The 15,568-nt window shown below is 69.0% G+C and carries 12 protein-coding genes and 3 pseudogenes; 1 reads left to right on the forward strand and 14 read right to left on the reverse strand.

The window, feature by feature from the left end; all coding sequences use genetic code 11:
• Nucleotides 1–8: 8 nt before the first annotated feature.
• Nucleotides 9–305, reverse strand: a complete 297-nt coding sequence (locus ABS361_08130; GenBank protein XBY46183.1) for a type II toxin-antitoxin system RelE/ParE family toxin — start codon at nt 303–305, stop codon at nt 9–11.
• The gene (locus tag ABS361_08135; GenBank protein XBY46184.1) at nt 302–559 is read right to left on the reverse strand and encodes a type II toxin-antitoxin system ParD family antitoxin; all 258 of its coding nucleotides are present in this window, start codon (nt 557–559) and stop codon (nt 302–304) included. The genes ABS361_08130 and ABS361_08135 overlap by 4 nt, the downstream gene beginning before the upstream one ends.
• Nucleotides 560–685: 126 nt before the next feature.
• Between ABS361_08135 and recG the strand changes: the two are divergent.
• Nucleotides 686–2,784, forward strand: a pseudogene (gene recG / locus ABS361_08140) (ATP-dependent DNA helicase RecG).
• A gap of 31 nt (nt 2,785–2,815) precedes the next feature.
• Here the strand turns inward: recG and lpxB are convergent.
• From lpxB to pyrH, 12 genes and pseudogenes are all read right to left on the reverse strand, one after another.
• Nucleotides 2,816–4,075 carry a lipid-A-disaccharide synthase gene (gene lpxB / locus ABS361_08145; protein ID XBY46185.1) on the reverse strand — a complete coding sequence of 420 codons (1,260 nt, stop codon included), beginning with the start codon at nt 4,073–4,075 and terminating at the stop codon, nt 2,816–2,818.
• Entirely contained in the window at nt 4,072–4,464 is a 393-nt protein-coding gene (lpxI, locus tag ABS361_08150) for a UDP-2,3-diacylglucosamine diphosphatase LpxI (GenBank protein ID XBY46186.1), read from the reverse strand. Before lpxI ends, lpxB begins: the two co-directional genes overlap by 4 nt.
• 142 nt (nt 4,465–4,606) lie before the next feature.
• A pseudogene (locus tag ABS361_08155) lies at nt 4,607–5,002 on the reverse strand (hypothetical protein).
• 4 nt (nt 5,003–5,006) lie between these two features.
• Complete coding sequence (gene lpxA, locus ABS361_08160) at nt 5,007–5,810, reverse strand: acyl-ACP--UDP-N-acetylglucosamine O-acyltransferase (GenBank protein XBY46187.1); 804 nt, start codon at nt 5,808–5,810, stop codon at nt 5,007–5,009.
• Nucleotides 5,811–5,944: 134 nt separating this feature from the next.
• On the reverse strand, nt 5,945–6,409 hold the full coding sequence (fabZ, locus tag ABS361_08165) for a 3-hydroxyacyl-ACP dehydratase FabZ (protein XBY46188.1): 465 nt from the start codon (nt 6,407–6,409) through the stop codon (nt 5,945–5,947).
• 73 nt (nt 6,410–6,482) lie between these two features.
• Nucleotides 6,483–7,540 (reverse strand): annotated as a pseudogene (gene lpxD, locus ABS361_08170) (UDP-3-O-(3-hydroxymyristoyl)glucosamine N-acyltransferase).
• A 257-nt stretch (nt 7,541–7,797) separates the two neighbouring features.
• The gene (gene bamA / locus ABS361_08175) at nt 7,798–10,275 is read right to left on the reverse strand and encodes an outer membrane protein assembly factor BamA (GenBank protein ID XBY46189.1); all 2,478 of its coding nucleotides are present in this window, start codon (nt 10,273–10,275) and stop codon (nt 7,798–7,800) included.
• A gap of 568 nt (nt 10,276–10,843) precedes the next feature.
• The gene (gene rseP / locus ABS361_08180) at nt 10,844–11,977 is read right to left on the reverse strand and encodes an RIP metalloprotease RseP (GenBank protein ID XBY46190.1); all 1,134 of its coding nucleotides are present in this window, start codon (nt 11,975–11,977) and stop codon (nt 10,844–10,846) included.
• 205 nt (nt 11,978–12,182) lie between these two features.
• Entirely contained in the window at nt 12,183–13,040 is an 858-nt protein-coding gene (locus ABS361_08185) for a phosphatidate cytidylyltransferase (GenBank protein XBY46191.1), read from the reverse strand.
• Nucleotides 13,037–13,813, reverse strand: coding sequence for an isoprenyl transferase (locus ABS361_08190; GenBank protein ID XBY46192.1), 777 nt, complete (start codon nt 13,811–13,813; stop codon nt 13,037–13,039). The genes ABS361_08185 and ABS361_08190 overlap by 4 nt, the downstream gene beginning before the upstream one ends.
• Nucleotides 13,814–13,934: 121 nt before the next feature.
• Nucleotides 13,935–14,492 carry a ribosome recycling factor gene (frr, locus tag ABS361_08195; GenBank protein ID XBY46193.1) on the reverse strand — a complete coding sequence of 186 codons (558 nt, stop codon included), beginning with the start codon at nt 14,490–14,492 and terminating at the stop codon, nt 13,935–13,937.
• Between the two features lie 272 nt (nt 14,493–14,764).
• Nucleotides 14,765–15,484: a UMP kinase gene (gene pyrH / locus ABS361_08200; GenBank protein ID XBY46194.1), complete on the reverse strand. Its 720-nt coding sequence runs from the start codon at nt 15,482–15,484 to the stop codon at nt 14,765–14,767.
• Nucleotides 15,485–15,568 lie beyond the last annotated feature (84 nt).

Raw genomic sequence — 15,568 nt, forward strand, 5'->3', positions numbered from 1 at the left:
GGCGAACGTCAGAGGTCACGCTCCAGGATCGCTTCCCAATCCTGGGCCGCATGCAGAACGTGGACGATCTCGATGGCTTCCCTGATCCGATAGAAGATCAAGTAGTTGCCGTACGTCCGTCGTCGGAGACCGAGCGCGGCGAAGCGCGGGACGACCTCGTAGCCGCGTGGCGTATCGGCGATCCTCAGGCACTTCTCGACGAGTTCGCGCACGAATGTCTCTGCGCGATGCGGGTTATCGGCGGCGATCCAGTCCGAAATGCGCTCGAGCTCCCGCTCGGCCGCCTCGGTAATGACGACGATCATCGTATGCCGCGCGTCATCGCCGAGTACTTCGCTGCGAGCCGCGCCAAAACCTCTTCGGCCGGCTTTACACGACCGGCGTCGGCATCTGCGATTCCGCGGGCGATCGCCTCGTCCAAGGCCGCGAGCTTGTGCTCTTGGGCCTGCAGCAGGCGCAACGCTTCGGTGACCACTTCGGCTTCCGACCCGTACCGGCCGGAACGCACCAGTTCTGCGACGAAGCCTTCGAGCTTGCCCAGATCGACGTTGATCGTCATGGCACCAATCCTCCGCCGTGCAGTGTGCCTGTCGCCTCGGGGGTTATCAAGGCTGCCGTTTCCGTAGCTCCGATGGCCTGACCCGGCTAAGTTGGTCGCCCGATCGAATCCAGTGCCCCATACCCCATGCGCCCCGAGATCCTGAACCCCTATTTCGCCGGCCTCGAAGGTCTGCCGGGCGTCGGCCCGAAGACCGCGGCGCATTTCGCGCGGCTGTTCGGCGGCGACGGACGGCCGGCGCGGGTGGTCGATCTCCTGTTCCACCTGCCGACCGGGCTGATCGACCGGCGCAATCAGCCCGGCGTCGCGCGCGCGGCCGAGGGCGCGATCGTGACGCTCGACGTGCGCGTCGACCGGCACAAGGCCGCCGCCGCGGCACGCGCCTGCCCTACCGGGTCTATGCCCATGACGACACCGGCGAGATCGCGCTCGTGTTCTTCAACGCGCGCGCCGACTGGCTGCAGAAGATCCTGCCCGAGGGCGAGCGGCGCTGGGTGTCCGGCAAGGTCGAATGGTTCAACGGCGCGCCGCAGATGGTGCATCCGGACCATGTCGTCGCGCCGGAGGAGTTCGGCTCGCTGCCGCTGGTCGAGCCGGTCTATGGCCTGACCGAGGGCCTGTCATTGCGCGCGGTCGGCCGCGCGGCGGTCGCGGCGCTCGACAAGGTGCCGGTGCTGCCGGAATGGCAGGAGCCGGACTGGATCGCGCGCAAGCGCTGGCCGGGCTTTCTCGATGCGCTGAAAACCTTGCACAGGCCGGAAGGCGCGATCGAGGCCGAGCCGCAAGCGACCGCGCTGGCCCGCCTCGCCTATGACGAACTGCTCGCCAGCCAGCTGGCGCTGGCGCTGGTGCGCGCGGAGGTCCGGCGCGGGGCGAAGGCGCCGCGGATCGGCACGGGCGCCTTGTCCGAGAAGGTTCTCGGCGCCCTGCCCTTCTCCCTGACCGGATCGCAGACGCGCGCGGTCGAGGAGATCCGCGCCGACATGGGGCAGCCCGTGCGCATGTTGCGGCTCCTGCAAGGCGACGTCGGCGCCGGCAAGACCGTCGTCGCCATGCTCGCCGCCGCCACGGCCTGCGAGACCGGCGGTCAGGCGGCGCTGATGGCACCGACCGAGTTGCTTGCCCGCCAGCACGCCCGCACGCTGCAACCGCTCGCCGAGGCCGCCGGCATCGGCTTTGCGGTGCTGACCGGCCGCGAGAAGGGCAAGGAGCGCGCGCGCATCCTCGAAGGGCTCGCGGACGGCTCGATCGGCCTCCTGGTCGGCACGCATGCGTTGTTCCAGGACGACGTCGTCTTCGCCGACCTCGCGCTCGCGATCATCGACGAACAACACCGGTTCGGCGTGCACCAGCGGCTCGCGCTCGCGGCCAAGGGCCGCGGCACCGACCTGCTGATCATGACCGCGACGCCGATCCCGCGCACGCTCCTGCTCTCGGCCTTCGGCGACGTCGATGCCTCGCGCCTGACCGAGAAGCCGGCGGGTCGGCAGCCGATCGATACGCGGCTGGTCTCGGCCGAGCGCATCGGCGAGGTGGTCGAGGGTCTGAAGCGCAAGATCGCCGAGGGCGCCAAGGTCTATTGGGTATCGCCGCTGGTGGAGGAGTCCGAGCAGATCGACCTCGCCGCGGCCGAGGAGCGCTTCGGCGATCTGACCCGCACGCTCGGGCCGATCGTCGGCCTCGTCCACGGCCGCCTGAAGCCGGCCGAGAAGGATGCCGCAATGCGCGACTTCCAGGAGGGGCGCACGCGCTTGCTCGTTGCCACCACCGTCATCGAAGTCGGCGTCGACGTGCCGGACGCCACGATCATGGTGATCGAACATGCCGAGCGCTTCGGCCTCGCCCAGCTCCACCAGCTGCGCGGCCGGGTCGGCCGCGGCAAGGCCGCATCAACGTGCCTGCTCGTGTACAAGGGCCCGCTCGGCGAGGTCGCCCGCGCGCGGCTCGAGATCATGCGCGAGACGGAAGATGGCTTCCGGATCGCCGAGGAGGACCTGAAGCTGCGCGGCGGCGGCGAGGTGCTCGGCACCCGGCAGTCGGGCCTGCCCGGCTTCAAGCTCGCCAGGCTCGACCTCCACGCCGAGATGATGGAGACCGCGCGCGACGACGCCCGGCTGATCCTCGCGCGCGATCCCGATCTCGCGAGCCCACGCGGCGCGGAGCTGCGCGTGCTGCTCTATCTGTTCGAGCGCGACGAGGGCGTGCGGCTGCTGAAGGCCGGGTGATCGGTCCCGTGTGCACGGGCTCGGCGTCCGGTCAGGGCTTCGGCAGCAAATTCCGGCGCTGCGCCATGGTCGCGACGACTGCCTCGGCGGCCACATCCGAGGGCGAACGACCGCCGGGCAAGGCCATCACCGCCTCGAGGCGCGCGAAGGCATCGATCTGCGCGCGCCGCTCCGGGCTGTCGCGCAGCAGCGCGGCGAGCGCGCCGGCGAGATTTTCCGGCGTGCAATCCTCGTCGATGAATTCCGGCACGGCCTTCTCGCCGACGATCAGGTTCGGCAGGATCGCCGAGCGCACTTTCAAGAGCGGCCGGACCGGTTCGGGGATATCGAGGAAGCGCTTCACCACGCGACCGAGCGCGTCGAGCTTGTAGGCCGCGACCGTCGGAAGGCCGGCGAGCGCCAGTTCGAGCGTCACGGTGCCGGAGGCCGCCAGCGCGGCATCGGCAGTCCGGAACGCCTCGAATTTGGCCGCTTCGCCGGCGACCAGCGTCGGCGCGACCGGCCAGCCGGCGACGGCCGCCTCGATCGCCGGCCGGACATGGTCGACGGCGGGCAGCGTGAGGTCGAACGGCCCGATCCGATCGCGCAACAGGCCGAGCGCGGCGCCGAACGGCGCCATCAAACGGCGGATCTCGCCGGTGCGGCTGCCGGGCAGCACGACGATGCGGGGCCGACGCCCGGCGCCGAGCGGCGCGGTGCGCGGCGTCGCCGGGCGGACCAGATCGCGCTTCTCGATGAAGGGATGGCCGACGTAAGTCGTTGGCGGGCCGCCGAGCACCGCGTGGGCCGCCGGCTCGAACGGCAGGAGCGCCAGCAGGCGATCGGTGAAGGCCGCGATCTTCTTCGCCCGGCCCGGCCGCCAGGCCCAGACGGTCGGCGAGACATAGAGCACGATCGGCAGATCCGGCATGGCGGCCCGGAGCGGCGCGGCGATGCGATGGCAGAAATCCGGGCTGTCGATCAGCACGAGCGCGTCGGGCCGGGCCGCCAGCGCGGCCTCGCGGGTGATCTTGATCCTGTTGAAGATCGTCGGCAGCCGCGCCAGCACCGGGCCGATGCCCATGACCGCGATGTCGCTCATCGGGAACAGGCTGGCGAGGCCGGCCGCCGTCATCGCCGGACCACCAACGCCGACGAAATCAACAGCGCCGAGCCGCGCGCGCAGGCCCTGCATCAGCGCAGCACCGAGCGCGTCGCCGGAGCTCTCGCCGGCGACGATGAAAATGCGGGGCGTACGGCCGCCCGCCGGAGTCATCCCGTCACCGGAGGCGATCGCGTCGAAATCGGTCATGGCGCGCCCTCACCGGCTTCCGGCCCGTGTCGGCCTGCGGACCCCGAGGCCTCGCCATCGCCAGCGGTCCCATAGACGAACAGTGCCGCCGCATCGGCCGCCGCGATCGTCGCGCCGCGATGGGCGACGATCGCGCGGCCGGTTTCGACCGCAACGCCGGCGAGGCCGGCGGCATGGGCATTGGCAACGGTGTCCGGCCCGATCGCCGGCAGGTCGAGACGGGGATCCTGCGTCGGCTTCATCGCCTTGACCAGCACGCCGCCCTGCGCCGTACCGGCGGCCGCGACGCGCGCCAGCATCGCGTCGGTGCCATCGGGGCCTTCTTCGGCGACCACGCGGCCGGCCGCGACCACGACGCCCTGCCCCTTGTCGCGACGGCCGAGGCGCACGCGCGGCGGCGAGCCCCACGGCGATGTCCGCGAGCGCGGCGTCGGTCGGCACGACACGGCCGAGCGGGCCGGCCGGCGCCAACAGGCCGGGCGCGACGTCGGCGATCGACAGGACGCGAAAACCCTCGGCCTCGATGATGCGTGCGATCCGACGCAGGACGCCGTCGTCGCCGCGCGTCAGCAGGTGCCAATGGCGGATCACCTGAAAGACACCGCCGAGATCGATTTCGGAGAGGCGCGGCATGCGGCGCTGGCGCATGCCGCCGATCATCACGAGCTCGCGCGCGTCGGCCCGCCGCAAAGCCCGGAAGAAGCGGCCGAGCTGGCCGCGCCGGATCGGGACGGTCTCGAAGCCGGCGAGCGCGGCGAGATCGGCTTCGTCCTCGATGGCGACGACCACGACGCGCCGGCCCTCGGCCTGTACGCTCGCCGCGACCAGCGCCGGAAACGCGCCGCCGCCGGCGAGGATGCCGAGCGGCGGGAGCGCGCCGCCGTTCGCGACGGAGGGTTCGGCCGGCGGGGCAGCGCGCGCCGGCACGGGATCAGACTTCCTTGGCTGTGGCGCGCGGCGCGCAGAGGCCGCGGTCGCCGACGCCGCGCACGAAATCGACCACCTGCATGACCAGCGGCTCGCCGCCGAACATGGTCGCGACGTCCTCGACGCGCTCCATCAGCGTGCCCTCGTCCGAGAACAGCATGCGATAGGCGGCGCGCAGCTTGTGGATGCTCTCGCGCTCGAAGCCGCGGCGGCGCAAGCCGACGAGGTTCAGGCCGCCGAGCCGCGCGCGATCGCCGATCGCCGAGCCGTAGGGGATCAAGTCGCTCTCGAGACCCGAGAGGCCGCCGAGGAAGGCGTGTTCGCCGACGCGCACCCACTGGTGCACGGCCGAGAGGCCGCCGAGGATCGCATGATCGCCGACCGTCACATGGCCCGCGAGGGTCGCATTGTTGACCAGGATCACGTGATTGCCGACGCGGCAGTCGTGCGCGACATGGGCGCCGACCATGATCAGGCAGCCATCGCCGACGGAGGTGATCATGCCGCCGCCCTCGGTGCCGGGGTTGATCGTCACCTGTTCGCGAATGACGGTCTTCCGGCCGATCACGACCTTGCTCGGTTCGCCCTTGAACTTGAGATCCTGCGGCGGATGGCCGATCGAGGCGAAGGGGTAGACCTTGGTCTCGGCGCCGATCTCGGTGATGCCGGCGAGCGACACGTGGCTGACCAGTTCGACGCCGTCGCCGAGGACGACGTCCTTGCCCACCACGCAGAACGGCCCGACGACGACATCGGCGCCGAGAACGGCGCCATCCTCGATCACGGCGGAGGGGTGGATTTTCGACATGGAGATACGAATCCTCGAAGGCGCGGCGACAGGTCCGATCTAGCGGCCCCGGTTCCGCGCCGGAAATCACATTGCGTGTCCGATTGTGACCGTGCGGGCGGCGGCCGTGCGGGCGCCGCGATCACCGCATCGCCTCAGTCGCGCACCAGCATGGCGCTGACCTCGGCCTCGGCGACGGTCTTGCCGTCGACCTTGGCCTCGCCGCGATACCACCACATGTTCGACCGCTGCTTCAGCTTGGTCAGGTGGTAGTGAACCACGTCACCCGGCTCGACGGGCTTGCGGAACTTCACCTTGTCGATGGTCATGAAGTAGACGACCTTCGGCGGGCCGGCTTCCGCCGTCGCGGCCACGCACATGGCGCCGGCGGTCTGGGCCATGCCCTCGATCAGCAGCACGCCGGGGAACACCGGCCGACCGGGAAAGTGGCCGAGGAACTGCGGCTCGTTGAACGTGACGTTCTTGATGCCGATGCCGGCGTTGTCGCCGTCGATGTCGATGATGCGATCGACCATCAGGAACGGATAGCGGTGCGGCAGCAGTTCCAGGATCTTCAGGATGTCGGCCGTTGCCAGCGTCTTCGGCGGCGCTTCGGACATGCGGTCTGTCCCCTTTTCTCTCGATCATCGGTCGCCGGCCCGCCGTGCTGGCGCTCCGGACGACCGATCGTCTTCAGTCTTCGGATGGTCCCGTATCGCGGGCGGCGAGTTTCTTCAAGGTCGCGATCTCGCGCGCGAACTGCAGCACGGGCTTCGCCGGCGAGCCGACGATGCGCGCGCCGGCCGGCACGTCGCCCATGACGCCGGCCTGGGCGCCGACTTGCGCGCCGCTGCCGATCTTCAGATGACCGGTGATGCCGGCCTGGCCGGCGACGACGACGAAGTCGCCGAGCGTGGTCGAGCCGCTGATGCCGGACTGCGATACGATCACGCAATGCCGGCCGATCGTGACGTTGTGGGCGATCTGCACCAGGTTGTCGATCTTGGTGCCCTCGCCGATCACCGTGTCGCGGTTGGCGCCGCGGTCGATCGTCGTGTTGGCGCCGATCTCCACGTCGTCCTGGATCACCACCCGGCCGATCTGCGGCACCTTCAAGTGACCTTTCGGCCCCATCGCAAAGCCGAAGCCGTCCTGGCCGACGCGCACGCCGGAATGGATGATGACCCGGTTGCCGATCAGGGCATGAAGAAGCGTGACGCCCGAGGCAATGAAGCCGTTGCGACCGATGCGGACGTCGTGACCGATCACCGTGCCCGCGCCAATCACCGTGCCGGCGCCGATCTCGGCGCGCGCGCCGATCACCGCGCCGGGCTCGACCGTCACGCCCGGCTCGAGCCGGGCGGAGGGATGCACATGTGCGCCCGGCGCGATCGTCCCCGCCGCCTCGCCGAAGGCCCTTCGAGCCGCATCGCGGCCGGGTAGAGCTTAGCGACCGCCGTCGCGAAGGCGCGATAGGGTTCGTTGGTCTCGAGCGCGACGACGCCCTCGGGCACGCGGTCGGCGAAGCGCGGATTGATCAGGCAGGCGCTGGCACGGGTCGCGGCGAGTTCGCCGAGGTATTTCTTGTTGTCGAGGAAGGTCAGGTCGCCGGGGCCGGCGAGATCGAGCGGCCCGACGCCCTCGATGCGGACATAGGCCGCGTTGCCTTCGGCGAGGCGCGCGCCGGTCCAGGAGGCGATTTCGGCGAGGCTCGCCGGCTTCGGCTTGGCAAAGAAGGTCGGATCGCTCATCGGCGGCTTTCGTCTTTCTCGATCTCGCGCGCCCCGGCCCGCGCGCGCTGGTCGCCCGGCCGGATGCGACGCCTACCCCGTCTCCCTGGTCGGATCCGGGCCGGCGGCGCCGGCGGGGCGCGGCGCGACGGACCGGCTATGGCCCCTCGGCCCGGCCGCACCGTCGCAGCGCCCGTCCTACACCGTCGGCGACGTCCCGTCATAGAAAAAGGCCGCCACCCGAGGGGTAGCGGCCTCGATCTTCCACTGTTTCGCGATCAGAACTGGGTGCCGCCCGAGAAGCGGAACACCTGGGTGCGATCGTAACGCGACTTCGTGACCGGAACCGCGAAGTCCGCGCGCAGCGGGCCGAACGGCGAGCGCCACAGGATACCGAAGCCGACCGACGACCGGATCGTGTTGTCGTCGACGTAGGTGAAGCCGTTGGAGAAGTTGTTGCCGTTGTACTTGCCCGAGATGATCGTGCCCGACGCCGGCAGCGAGCCCTTGTCGATGCCCCAGGCGGTGCCCGCGTCGGCGAAGACGGCCGTGTAGAGACCGAACTCCTCCGGGGTGAACGGGAACGGCGCCATGAGTTCGGCCGAACCGGCGACGTAGTTCTTGGCACCGAGCGCTTCGTTCGACGTGTAGCCGTTGGCGGCGCTGCCGATCCGCGTGATGTCGCGCGGGCCGATGCCCATCGACGCGAAGCCACGGATGGTTTCGCCGCCGATGAAGAAGTTGTCGAAGATGCGGACGTTCTTGCCGAGACCCGAGATGTTGCCACCACGGACACGCAGCATGCCGACCAGACCCCAATCGGCGTTGAGCTCCTTGTAGAAGCGGCCGTCGAAGGTCGTGCGGATGAAGGCGACGTCGCCGCCGGCGCCCGCGTAATCCTGCTGCAGCTTCGCGTAGAAGCCGTCACGCGGGAATTGGATGTTGTCGAGCGAGTTGTAGGTCAGGCTGATGCTCGGCATCGAGACCCAGACCTGACGGTTCCACTTGCTCGTATCCGCCGGGCAGCCGACCGGATAGGTCGGGCAGACGTAGGTCTTGTAGGCCAGCGACGCTTCGCCGTTGTCGAAGTTCATGTCGACGTCGGACGACTGCAGCGAGATCTTCTGCGCATAGAGCGAGTAGCTCGCGCCGAAGGTCAGGTTGTCGGTGATCGGCAGGCCGAAGCGGACCGCGCCACCGTTCGTCTCTTCGTTGTAGTTCCGGTACGTCGAGACCAGATACTGCTTGTGATAGAGATCGAAGCCGGCCGAGATGCGCTGACCGAGGAAGTACGGCTCGGTAAACGAGAAGTCGTAACCGCGCTGATACTGACCGTACTGGACCGCCGCCTTGATATACTGGCCGCGGCCGAGGAAGTTGCGATCGGAGTACGAGACGTCGCCGATCACGCCTTCCGTGGTCGAGTAACCGGCGCCGAAGCCGATTTCGCCCGTCGACTGTTCCTCGACATCCACGTTCACGACCACGCGGTCGGGCTGGCTGCCGGGCTCGGTGCCGATCTTGACGTTCTTGAAGAAGCCGAGGCGGTTCAGGCGACGCTCGGCCTTCTGGACGAGGACGCGATTGTAGGCGTCGCCCTCGGCCATATCGAACTCGCGACGGACCACATATTCACGCGTGCGGTTGTTGCCGCGCACGTTGATCCGCTCGACGTAGACCCGCTGGCCTTCCTCGACATAGTAGGTGATGGCGATCGTGTGACCCTGGTAGTCGCGCGTGGCGCGCGGACGGACCTGGGCGAAGGCGTAGCCGGCCTTGGACGCCTCAAGCACGAGGGCTTCCATGGTCTTCTCGACTTCCTCGGCGCTGTAGACGCCGCCGGCCCGCGTGCCGACCGCGCTCTTCAGGCGGGCGGTGTCGAGGCCGGAGAGCGACGTCTGAACGTCGATGTCGCCGTAGGTGTACTGATCGCCCTCGTCGACCGTGAAGGTCACGAAGAAGATGTTGCGTTCGCGGTCGAGGTCGGCCGTCGCGGAGACCACACGGAAGTCGGCGTAGCCGTTCTTCATGTAGTAGCGGCGCAGGGCCTCCTGGTCCGACTGCAGGCGATCCGGATCATAGGTGTCGGTCGTGCGCAGCCAGCCGAGCAGGCCGGTTTCGCGCGTCTTGATGACGTCGCGCAGGCGACCCGACGAGAAGGCGTGATTGCCGACGAACGAGATGCGCGACACGGCGGTCTTGTCGCCCTCGTCGACCTCGTAGACGAGGTTCACGCGGTTGTCCGGCAGCTGGATGATCTTCGGCACGACAGCGGCGCGGAAGCGGCCGTTGCGGCGATAGGCCTCGAGCAGGCGCTGGGTGTCCGACTGCACGCGGGATTTCGACAGGAAGCCGCGCGCCTTCGACTCGATCACCGTGCCGAGCTGCTCGTCGGTGAGACGCTTGTTGCCCTCGAAGGCGACCTTGTTGATCAGCGGGCTCTCGACCACGGTCACGGCGAGCGCGCCGCCCTCGCGGGAGATCTTCACATCGCTGAACAGGTCGGTCGCGTAGAGCGCCTTGAGGCTGTCGTCGATCTCCTTGGCGGAGAAGCTCCGGCCCGGCTTGACGGCGACATAGGACCGGACCGTCTCGGCCTCGACCCGCTTGTTGCCACGCACCACCACGGAGGAGACCGAATCGGCCTTGGCAATGCTGACACCGAGAATGTCGATGCCGGCGCCACCTGCCGGGACAAGGGTCATGAAGACGGCAGCGAGCGCGGTCTTCTTAACTACAGTCGCGAAAGCTCGCATCGAATCCGGGCCCTGTTTCAAAATTCCCCTCGGCGCACCGAGCGGTACGCCTCGCAATCCGGCTCCCCCACGAGAGGCCCCGGCTTCCACGGTCGCATCGACGAGCGATGCGCCTGGATCAGTCGACGCCCCAACCGGCACGTCGCCTGAATTCGTCACGCCGCGAGGCGCTTCGAAATACGGAATCCTTCGATCCGTAGAGGGTGTTGTACAAGCTTTCGAAGCCGTTGCAAGCGCACCGGTCGCCTCCGGAGTGCCGAATGAACCGGACCGTTGCCCCGGAGCCACTCCCGAACCCAGATCATTGCCGCGCATGCCGCCCACCGTTGGAGTTACGCAAAACACAAGAGACCCCAAGCTTCCCCACAGCGAAAGCGCCGCGTCGGACGCCCTCTACTTGACCCTTCCGCCGGAGAGACCACGTCAGGCCGCTCTCCGGAGCCGGACACATGCCGAAAAAACGTCGGCATGCGCCTGCAGATTTCTCCAGCCCCGACCCGCTCGACTATCCGGCGGCGGCATTCGCCCCCGCCGGCGCGGGTCTCGGCGCACCTAATCGACCGCTCCGTCAGAGCGAGCGAAAGTGCACCACGTCGTTCCAGGTCGCGAACACGACCAGCATCAGCACGATCGCCATGCCGATGCGGAATCCCATATCCTGCGACCGTTCGGACAGCGGCCGTCCACGGGCCGCCTCGATCGCATAGAAGACGAGATGGCCGCCGTCGAGCATCGGAATCGGCATCAGATTGAGCAGGCCGATCGACACCGACAGCAGTGCAGCGAGATTGAGCAGCGCCGAGAAGCCGATCTCGGCCACCTCGCCGGAGATCTGCGCGACCCGCAGCGGTCCGCCGAGCTGGTCGGCCGATTCCCGCCCGGCGACGATGCCGCCGAGATAGGCGCCGGTGCGCTCGACCACGAACCAGGTCTCCTTGACCGCCTCGACCACCGCCTGATGCGGCAGATAGGTCTTCAGCGTCCGATCGGCCGGATCGAGGCTGGCGCGGATGCCGAGCAGGCCGCGGCGCTGGATGCCGAAGCGGCTCTTCTCCTCGACGAGCCGCGGCGTCACCGACAGTTCGATGGTCTTGCCGCCGCGATCGAGTGTCAGCGCGGTCGGTTCGCCCGCGCGCACCGAGACGATGCGCATCAGGTCGTTGAAGCTCTCGACCGGCGTGCCGGCGACGGACAGGATCACGTCGCCCTTCTCGATGCCGGCCTCGGCGGCAGCGCTCTGCGCCGCCACATCACCGACCTTCGGGGCGATGATCTGACGGCCGGCGAGCGTAAACAGTGCCGCGAAGATGACGATGGCGAGGATGAAATTCGCGATCGGGCCCGCCGCGACGATCGCCGCGCGCTGCCCGACGCTCTTGCCGACGAAGCTCGACGCGCGCTCGTCCGGCGTCATCGCCGCGAGCGCCTCGTGGTCGGGAACGCTCGCCGCGTTCTCGTCGCCCTCGAACTTGACATAGCCGCCGAGCGGCAGCAGCGCGATGCGCCAACGCGTGCCATGGCGGTCGTTCCAGCCGACGAGCTCCGGACCGAAGCCGATCGAGAAGGCTTTCACCGCCACACCGCACCAGCGGGCGACGAGGAAGTGGCCGAGTTCATGGAAGAACACGACCAGCGTCAGCACGAAGAGGAAGGGGGGCCCATATGACACGAGCGTGGTCGCCGCCCCTTTCAGGAGTTCCATGATCGTCCTCTTCTCCGCCCACCGGGGGCGTCCGACCCGTGTCGAGATTGGCACGGGAGAAGTGAATAAAACTCTATTGATCGTGGCCCGTTGATGGCACGGCGGCAAGGGCCGCGGGCGCGCCGGAAGACCGGGGCGCCGGTGCCGGCGTCACGATCCACCACTTTCGCGGCCGCTCCCCGAGCCTGCGCGAACGGCGATCCGCTCACCAGCCGAGCAACCCGGCCACCGGATCGGCGAAGCCACCGCGGGCCCAGCCGAGTAGAATCGCCAGCGCCGCCGCGGCGACGAGCCCGTCGACACGATCGAGGATGCCGCCGTGACCAGGGATGATCCGGCCGCTGTCCTTGACCCCGAAATGGCGTTTCACCGACGATTCGAAAAGGTCTCCGGCCTGCGAGGCGATCGAAAGCACCGCAGCGACCACGGCGATCGCGATCCAGGCAAGGAAGCCGAAGCCATGGGCGACGAGCGCGCCGACGATCACGGCGCCGGTGAGGCCGCCGATGGCGCCGGACCAGGTCTTTTTCGGCGAGACGCGCGGCCAGAGCTTCGGGCCGCCGATCGCGCGGCCGGCGAAGAACGCCGCGATGTCGGTTGTCCAGACGACCGCGAACAGGAACACGATCGCCGCGAGCCCGCCGGTGCCGTCGCGCAGCTCGACCAACGCCAGCCCCGGCAGCCCGGCATAGACCGGCCCGGCGACGAGCCAGATTCGGCGTCCGGGCTGCGCGACCAACCCACACAGGGCGGCCGCGCCGATCAGGCCGAGCGCGATCGCGACCACCGTCGGCACCGGCCAGCCGAGCGTCACGGCCAGCGCCGCGAGCAGCACGGCACCGGCCGTCAGCGCGGTCGCCAGGAGCGTCGCGCCACGCGGCGCGGTCCCGGTCACGATCGTCGTCCACTCGACCATCATCACGGTGACGGAAAAAGTCACGAGTGCCCCGAACCACAGGCCGCCGGCCCAGGTCAGAATCAGGGCTGCCGGACCGATCACCGCGGCGGACAGGATGCGCAGCCGCAGTTCGTCGGATCTGGAACGCCCGGCCGGATCGGTCATCGCGCGGTCCCGACCCGCTCGCCGAGGCCGCCGAAGCGGCGCTCGCGTGCCTGGAAGTCCGCGATCGCGCGGCCGAAGGCGTCCTCGTCGAAGTCCGGCCAGAAGCCCGCGGGGAAGACGAATTCGGCGTAGGCCGCCTGCCAGAGCAGGAAATTCGACAGGCGCTGCTCGCCGCTGGTGCGGATCACCAGATCCGGATCCGGGATGCCCGCGGTGTCGAGTGCGGACGAGACCGCGTCGACGTCGATGTCCGCGGCGGCGATCTCGCCACGCGCGACCCGCTCGGCGAGCCGGCGCATCGCGCGGACGATCTCCTGGCGGGCGCCGTAGTTGAAGGCGATGACCAGCGTCAGGCCGGTGTTATTGCGCGTCGCGGTTTCGGCCTCGTCGAGCAGGGCCGCGATGTCGGCCCGGAGATCCGCGCGGTCGCCGATCACGCGGACGCGCACGTTGTTGGCGTGGAGATCCGCGAGATCGCGCCGGATGAACAGCTTCAGCAGGCCCATCAGATAGCCGACTTCGTCGGCCGGGCGGCGCCAGTTCTCGGTCGAGAACGAGTAGAGCGTCAGATAGTCGATGCCGACCTTGTCGGCGTAGGAGACGGCCCGGCGGACCATCTCGACGCCCTTGCGGTGGCCCTCGGTGCGCGGCAGACCGCGGGACAGTGCCCAGCGGCCGTTGCCGTCCATGATGATGGCGACATGCTTCGGGACGGCGGCCGATCCGCCCTCGACGGAGGGCGGCGTGCGGGAGGCGTCAAGGCTCGCCGACATGATGATGTCTATCCCCGGTGGGCCGTCGGACCGCGGCGCGCCGCCGGTCACGGACATTCGATGGAAGCGCCGAACGACATGGGCCCGGTCGCCGCCCCCCGGCGCGACGCGGGACCGGCCGTCACACGCGCAGAATATCCTGTTCCTTGGCGGCGAGAAGCTTGTCGATCTCGACGATCGTCTCGTCGGTCTGCTTCTGGATGCGATCCTCGAGGCGCTTCTCCTCGTCCTCGCCCATGCCGTCCTTGGCCGCCTTCTTCAGAAGGTCCATGCCGTCGCGGCGGACGTGGCGCACGGCCACCTTGGCCTGCTCGGCATATTTATGCGCGACCTTGACGAGCTCCTTGCGGCGCTCGGCATTGAGCTCCGGGATCGGCACGCGCATGGTCGCACCCTCGACGATCGGGTTGAGGCCGAGATTGGCCTCGCGGATCGCCTTGTCGACGGCCGACGCCATGCCGCGGTCCCAGACCTGGACCATGAGCATGCGCGGCTCGGGCACGGTCACGGTCGCCACCTGGTTCAGCGGCATGCGCGCGCCGTAGGCGTCGACGGTGATCGGCTCCAGCAGGTTCACCGACGCGCGGCCGGTGCGCAGACCCGCGAGCTCGTCCTTGTAGACGTTGACCGCCTGGCCCATGCGGCGCTTGAGATCCTCGAGGTCGAATTTCGCTGCCATGATCGTCTCGGCTTTCTCTTCTTCGTTTCGCGACCGCGCCGTCGCGTGTCCGATCCTTGCGCATCGACCCGGACGCGGCCGGTGCCACTGCGAACGCCTGCCGGTATACTGGCGCTCGGCGTCGACCCGTTGCGGTTCGCGCGGTCGTCGCCCGCGGCTCGCGAAACCTGCGGTCCGCCCGAGGGCTCGTCGCGGTTTTGCCCAAGGGCACCATGGGAGTCAACTGTGCCGAAAACGGGCCGGTCGCGCCGCCGCGCCGTCCCTCGCCCTCGTCAGCTCGCCACCACGGTCCCGCGCCCCTCGCCCTTCAGGATATCGACGAGCGCCCCCGGCTCGTCGGCCGAGAACACAATGATCGGCACACGATTGTCGCGGGCGATCGCGAAGGCGGCGGTATCCATCACCTTCAGATTGCGCGCGATCGCCTCCTCGTAGCTGACACGGTCGTAGCGGGTCGCGGTCGGATCGGTCTTCGGATCGGCCGTGTAGACGCCGTCGACATTGGTCGCCTTCAGCACCGCGTCGGCGCCGAGTTCGGCCGCACGCAGCGCCGCCGTCGTATCGGTGGTGAAGAACGGACAGCCGATACCGCCCGGGAACAGCACGATCCGGTCGCTCGCCAGACGCTCGCGCGCGTCGCGCTGCGTGAAGCTGTCGACCACCTCGGGGATCGCCAGACCGGAGAGCGCCGAGGCCTTCACACCGCGGGCGGCGAGCGCCTCGCGCATCGCCAGCGCATTCATCACCGTCGCCAGCATGCCCATGTGGTCGCCGACGACCCGGTCGGTGCCCTGCTTCTGCAGCCAGGCGCCGCGGAACAGGTTGCCGCCGCCGATCACGACGCCGATCTCGGCGCCGAGCGCATGCGCGGCGACGATGTCGTCGGCGATGCGCCCGACCACGTCCGGATCGATTCCCATCGCCGCACCGCCGGCCAGGGCCTCGCCGGAAAGCTTCAGGATGACCCGTTTCCAGCGTAGCGTCATGGACATGCGGCGATCTCCTCACAAAACGGACGAAATGACGGAGCGGGCCCGTCGGGCCTCCGGGCCCAACGAGAGCGCCTGCGGAGGTCG

The organism is Ancalomicrobiaceae bacterium S20 (genome assembly GCA_040269895.1).
GTDB lineage: Bacteria > Pseudomonadota > Alphaproteobacteria > Rhizobiales > Ancalomicrobiaceae > Methyloraptor > Methyloraptor flagellatus.

Bases quoted from the DNA above. Each gene is read 5' to 3' on its own strand.
- ABS361_08130 (XBY46183.1), bottom strand. From the start codon at position 305: ATGATCGTCGTCATTACCGAGGCGGCCGAGCGGGAGCTCGAGCGCATT.
- ABS361_08135 (XBY46184.1), bottom strand. From the start codon at position 559: ATGACGATCAACGTCGATCTGGGCAAGCTCGAAGGCTTCGTCGCAGAA.
- lpxB (XBY46185.1), bottom strand. From the start codon at position 4,075: ATGACCGATTTCGACGCGATCGCCTCCGGTGACGGGATGACTCCGGCG.
- lpxA (XBY46187.1), bottom strand. From the start codon at position 5,810: ATGTCGAAAATCCACCCCTCCGCCGTGATCGAGGATGGCGCCGTTCTC.
- fabZ (XBY46188.1), bottom strand. From the start codon at position 6,409: ATGTCCGAAGCGCCGCCGAAGACGCTGGCAACGGCCGACATCCTGAAG.
- bamA (XBY46189.1), bottom strand. From the start codon at position 10,275: ATGCGAGCTTTCGCGACTGTAGTTAAGAAGACCGCGCTCGCTGCCGTC.
- rseP (XBY46190.1), bottom strand. From the start codon at position 11,977: ATGGAACTCCTGAAAGGGGCGGCGACCACGCTCGTGTCATATGGGCCC.
- ABS361_08185 (XBY46191.1), bottom strand. From the start codon at position 13,040: ATGACCGATCCGGCCGGGCGTTCCAGATCCGACGAACTGCGGCTGCGC.
- ABS361_08190 (XBY46192.1), bottom strand. From the start codon at position 13,813: ATGTCGGCGAGCCTTGACGCCTCCCGCACGCCGCCCTCCGTCGAGGGC.
- frr (XBY46193.1), bottom strand. From the start codon at position 14,492: ATGGCAGCGAAATTCGACCTCGAGGATCTCAAGCGCCGCATGGGCCAG.
- pyrH (XBY46194.1), bottom strand. From the start codon at position 15,484: ATGTCCATGACGCTACGCTGGAAACGGGTCATCCTGAAGCTTTCCGGC.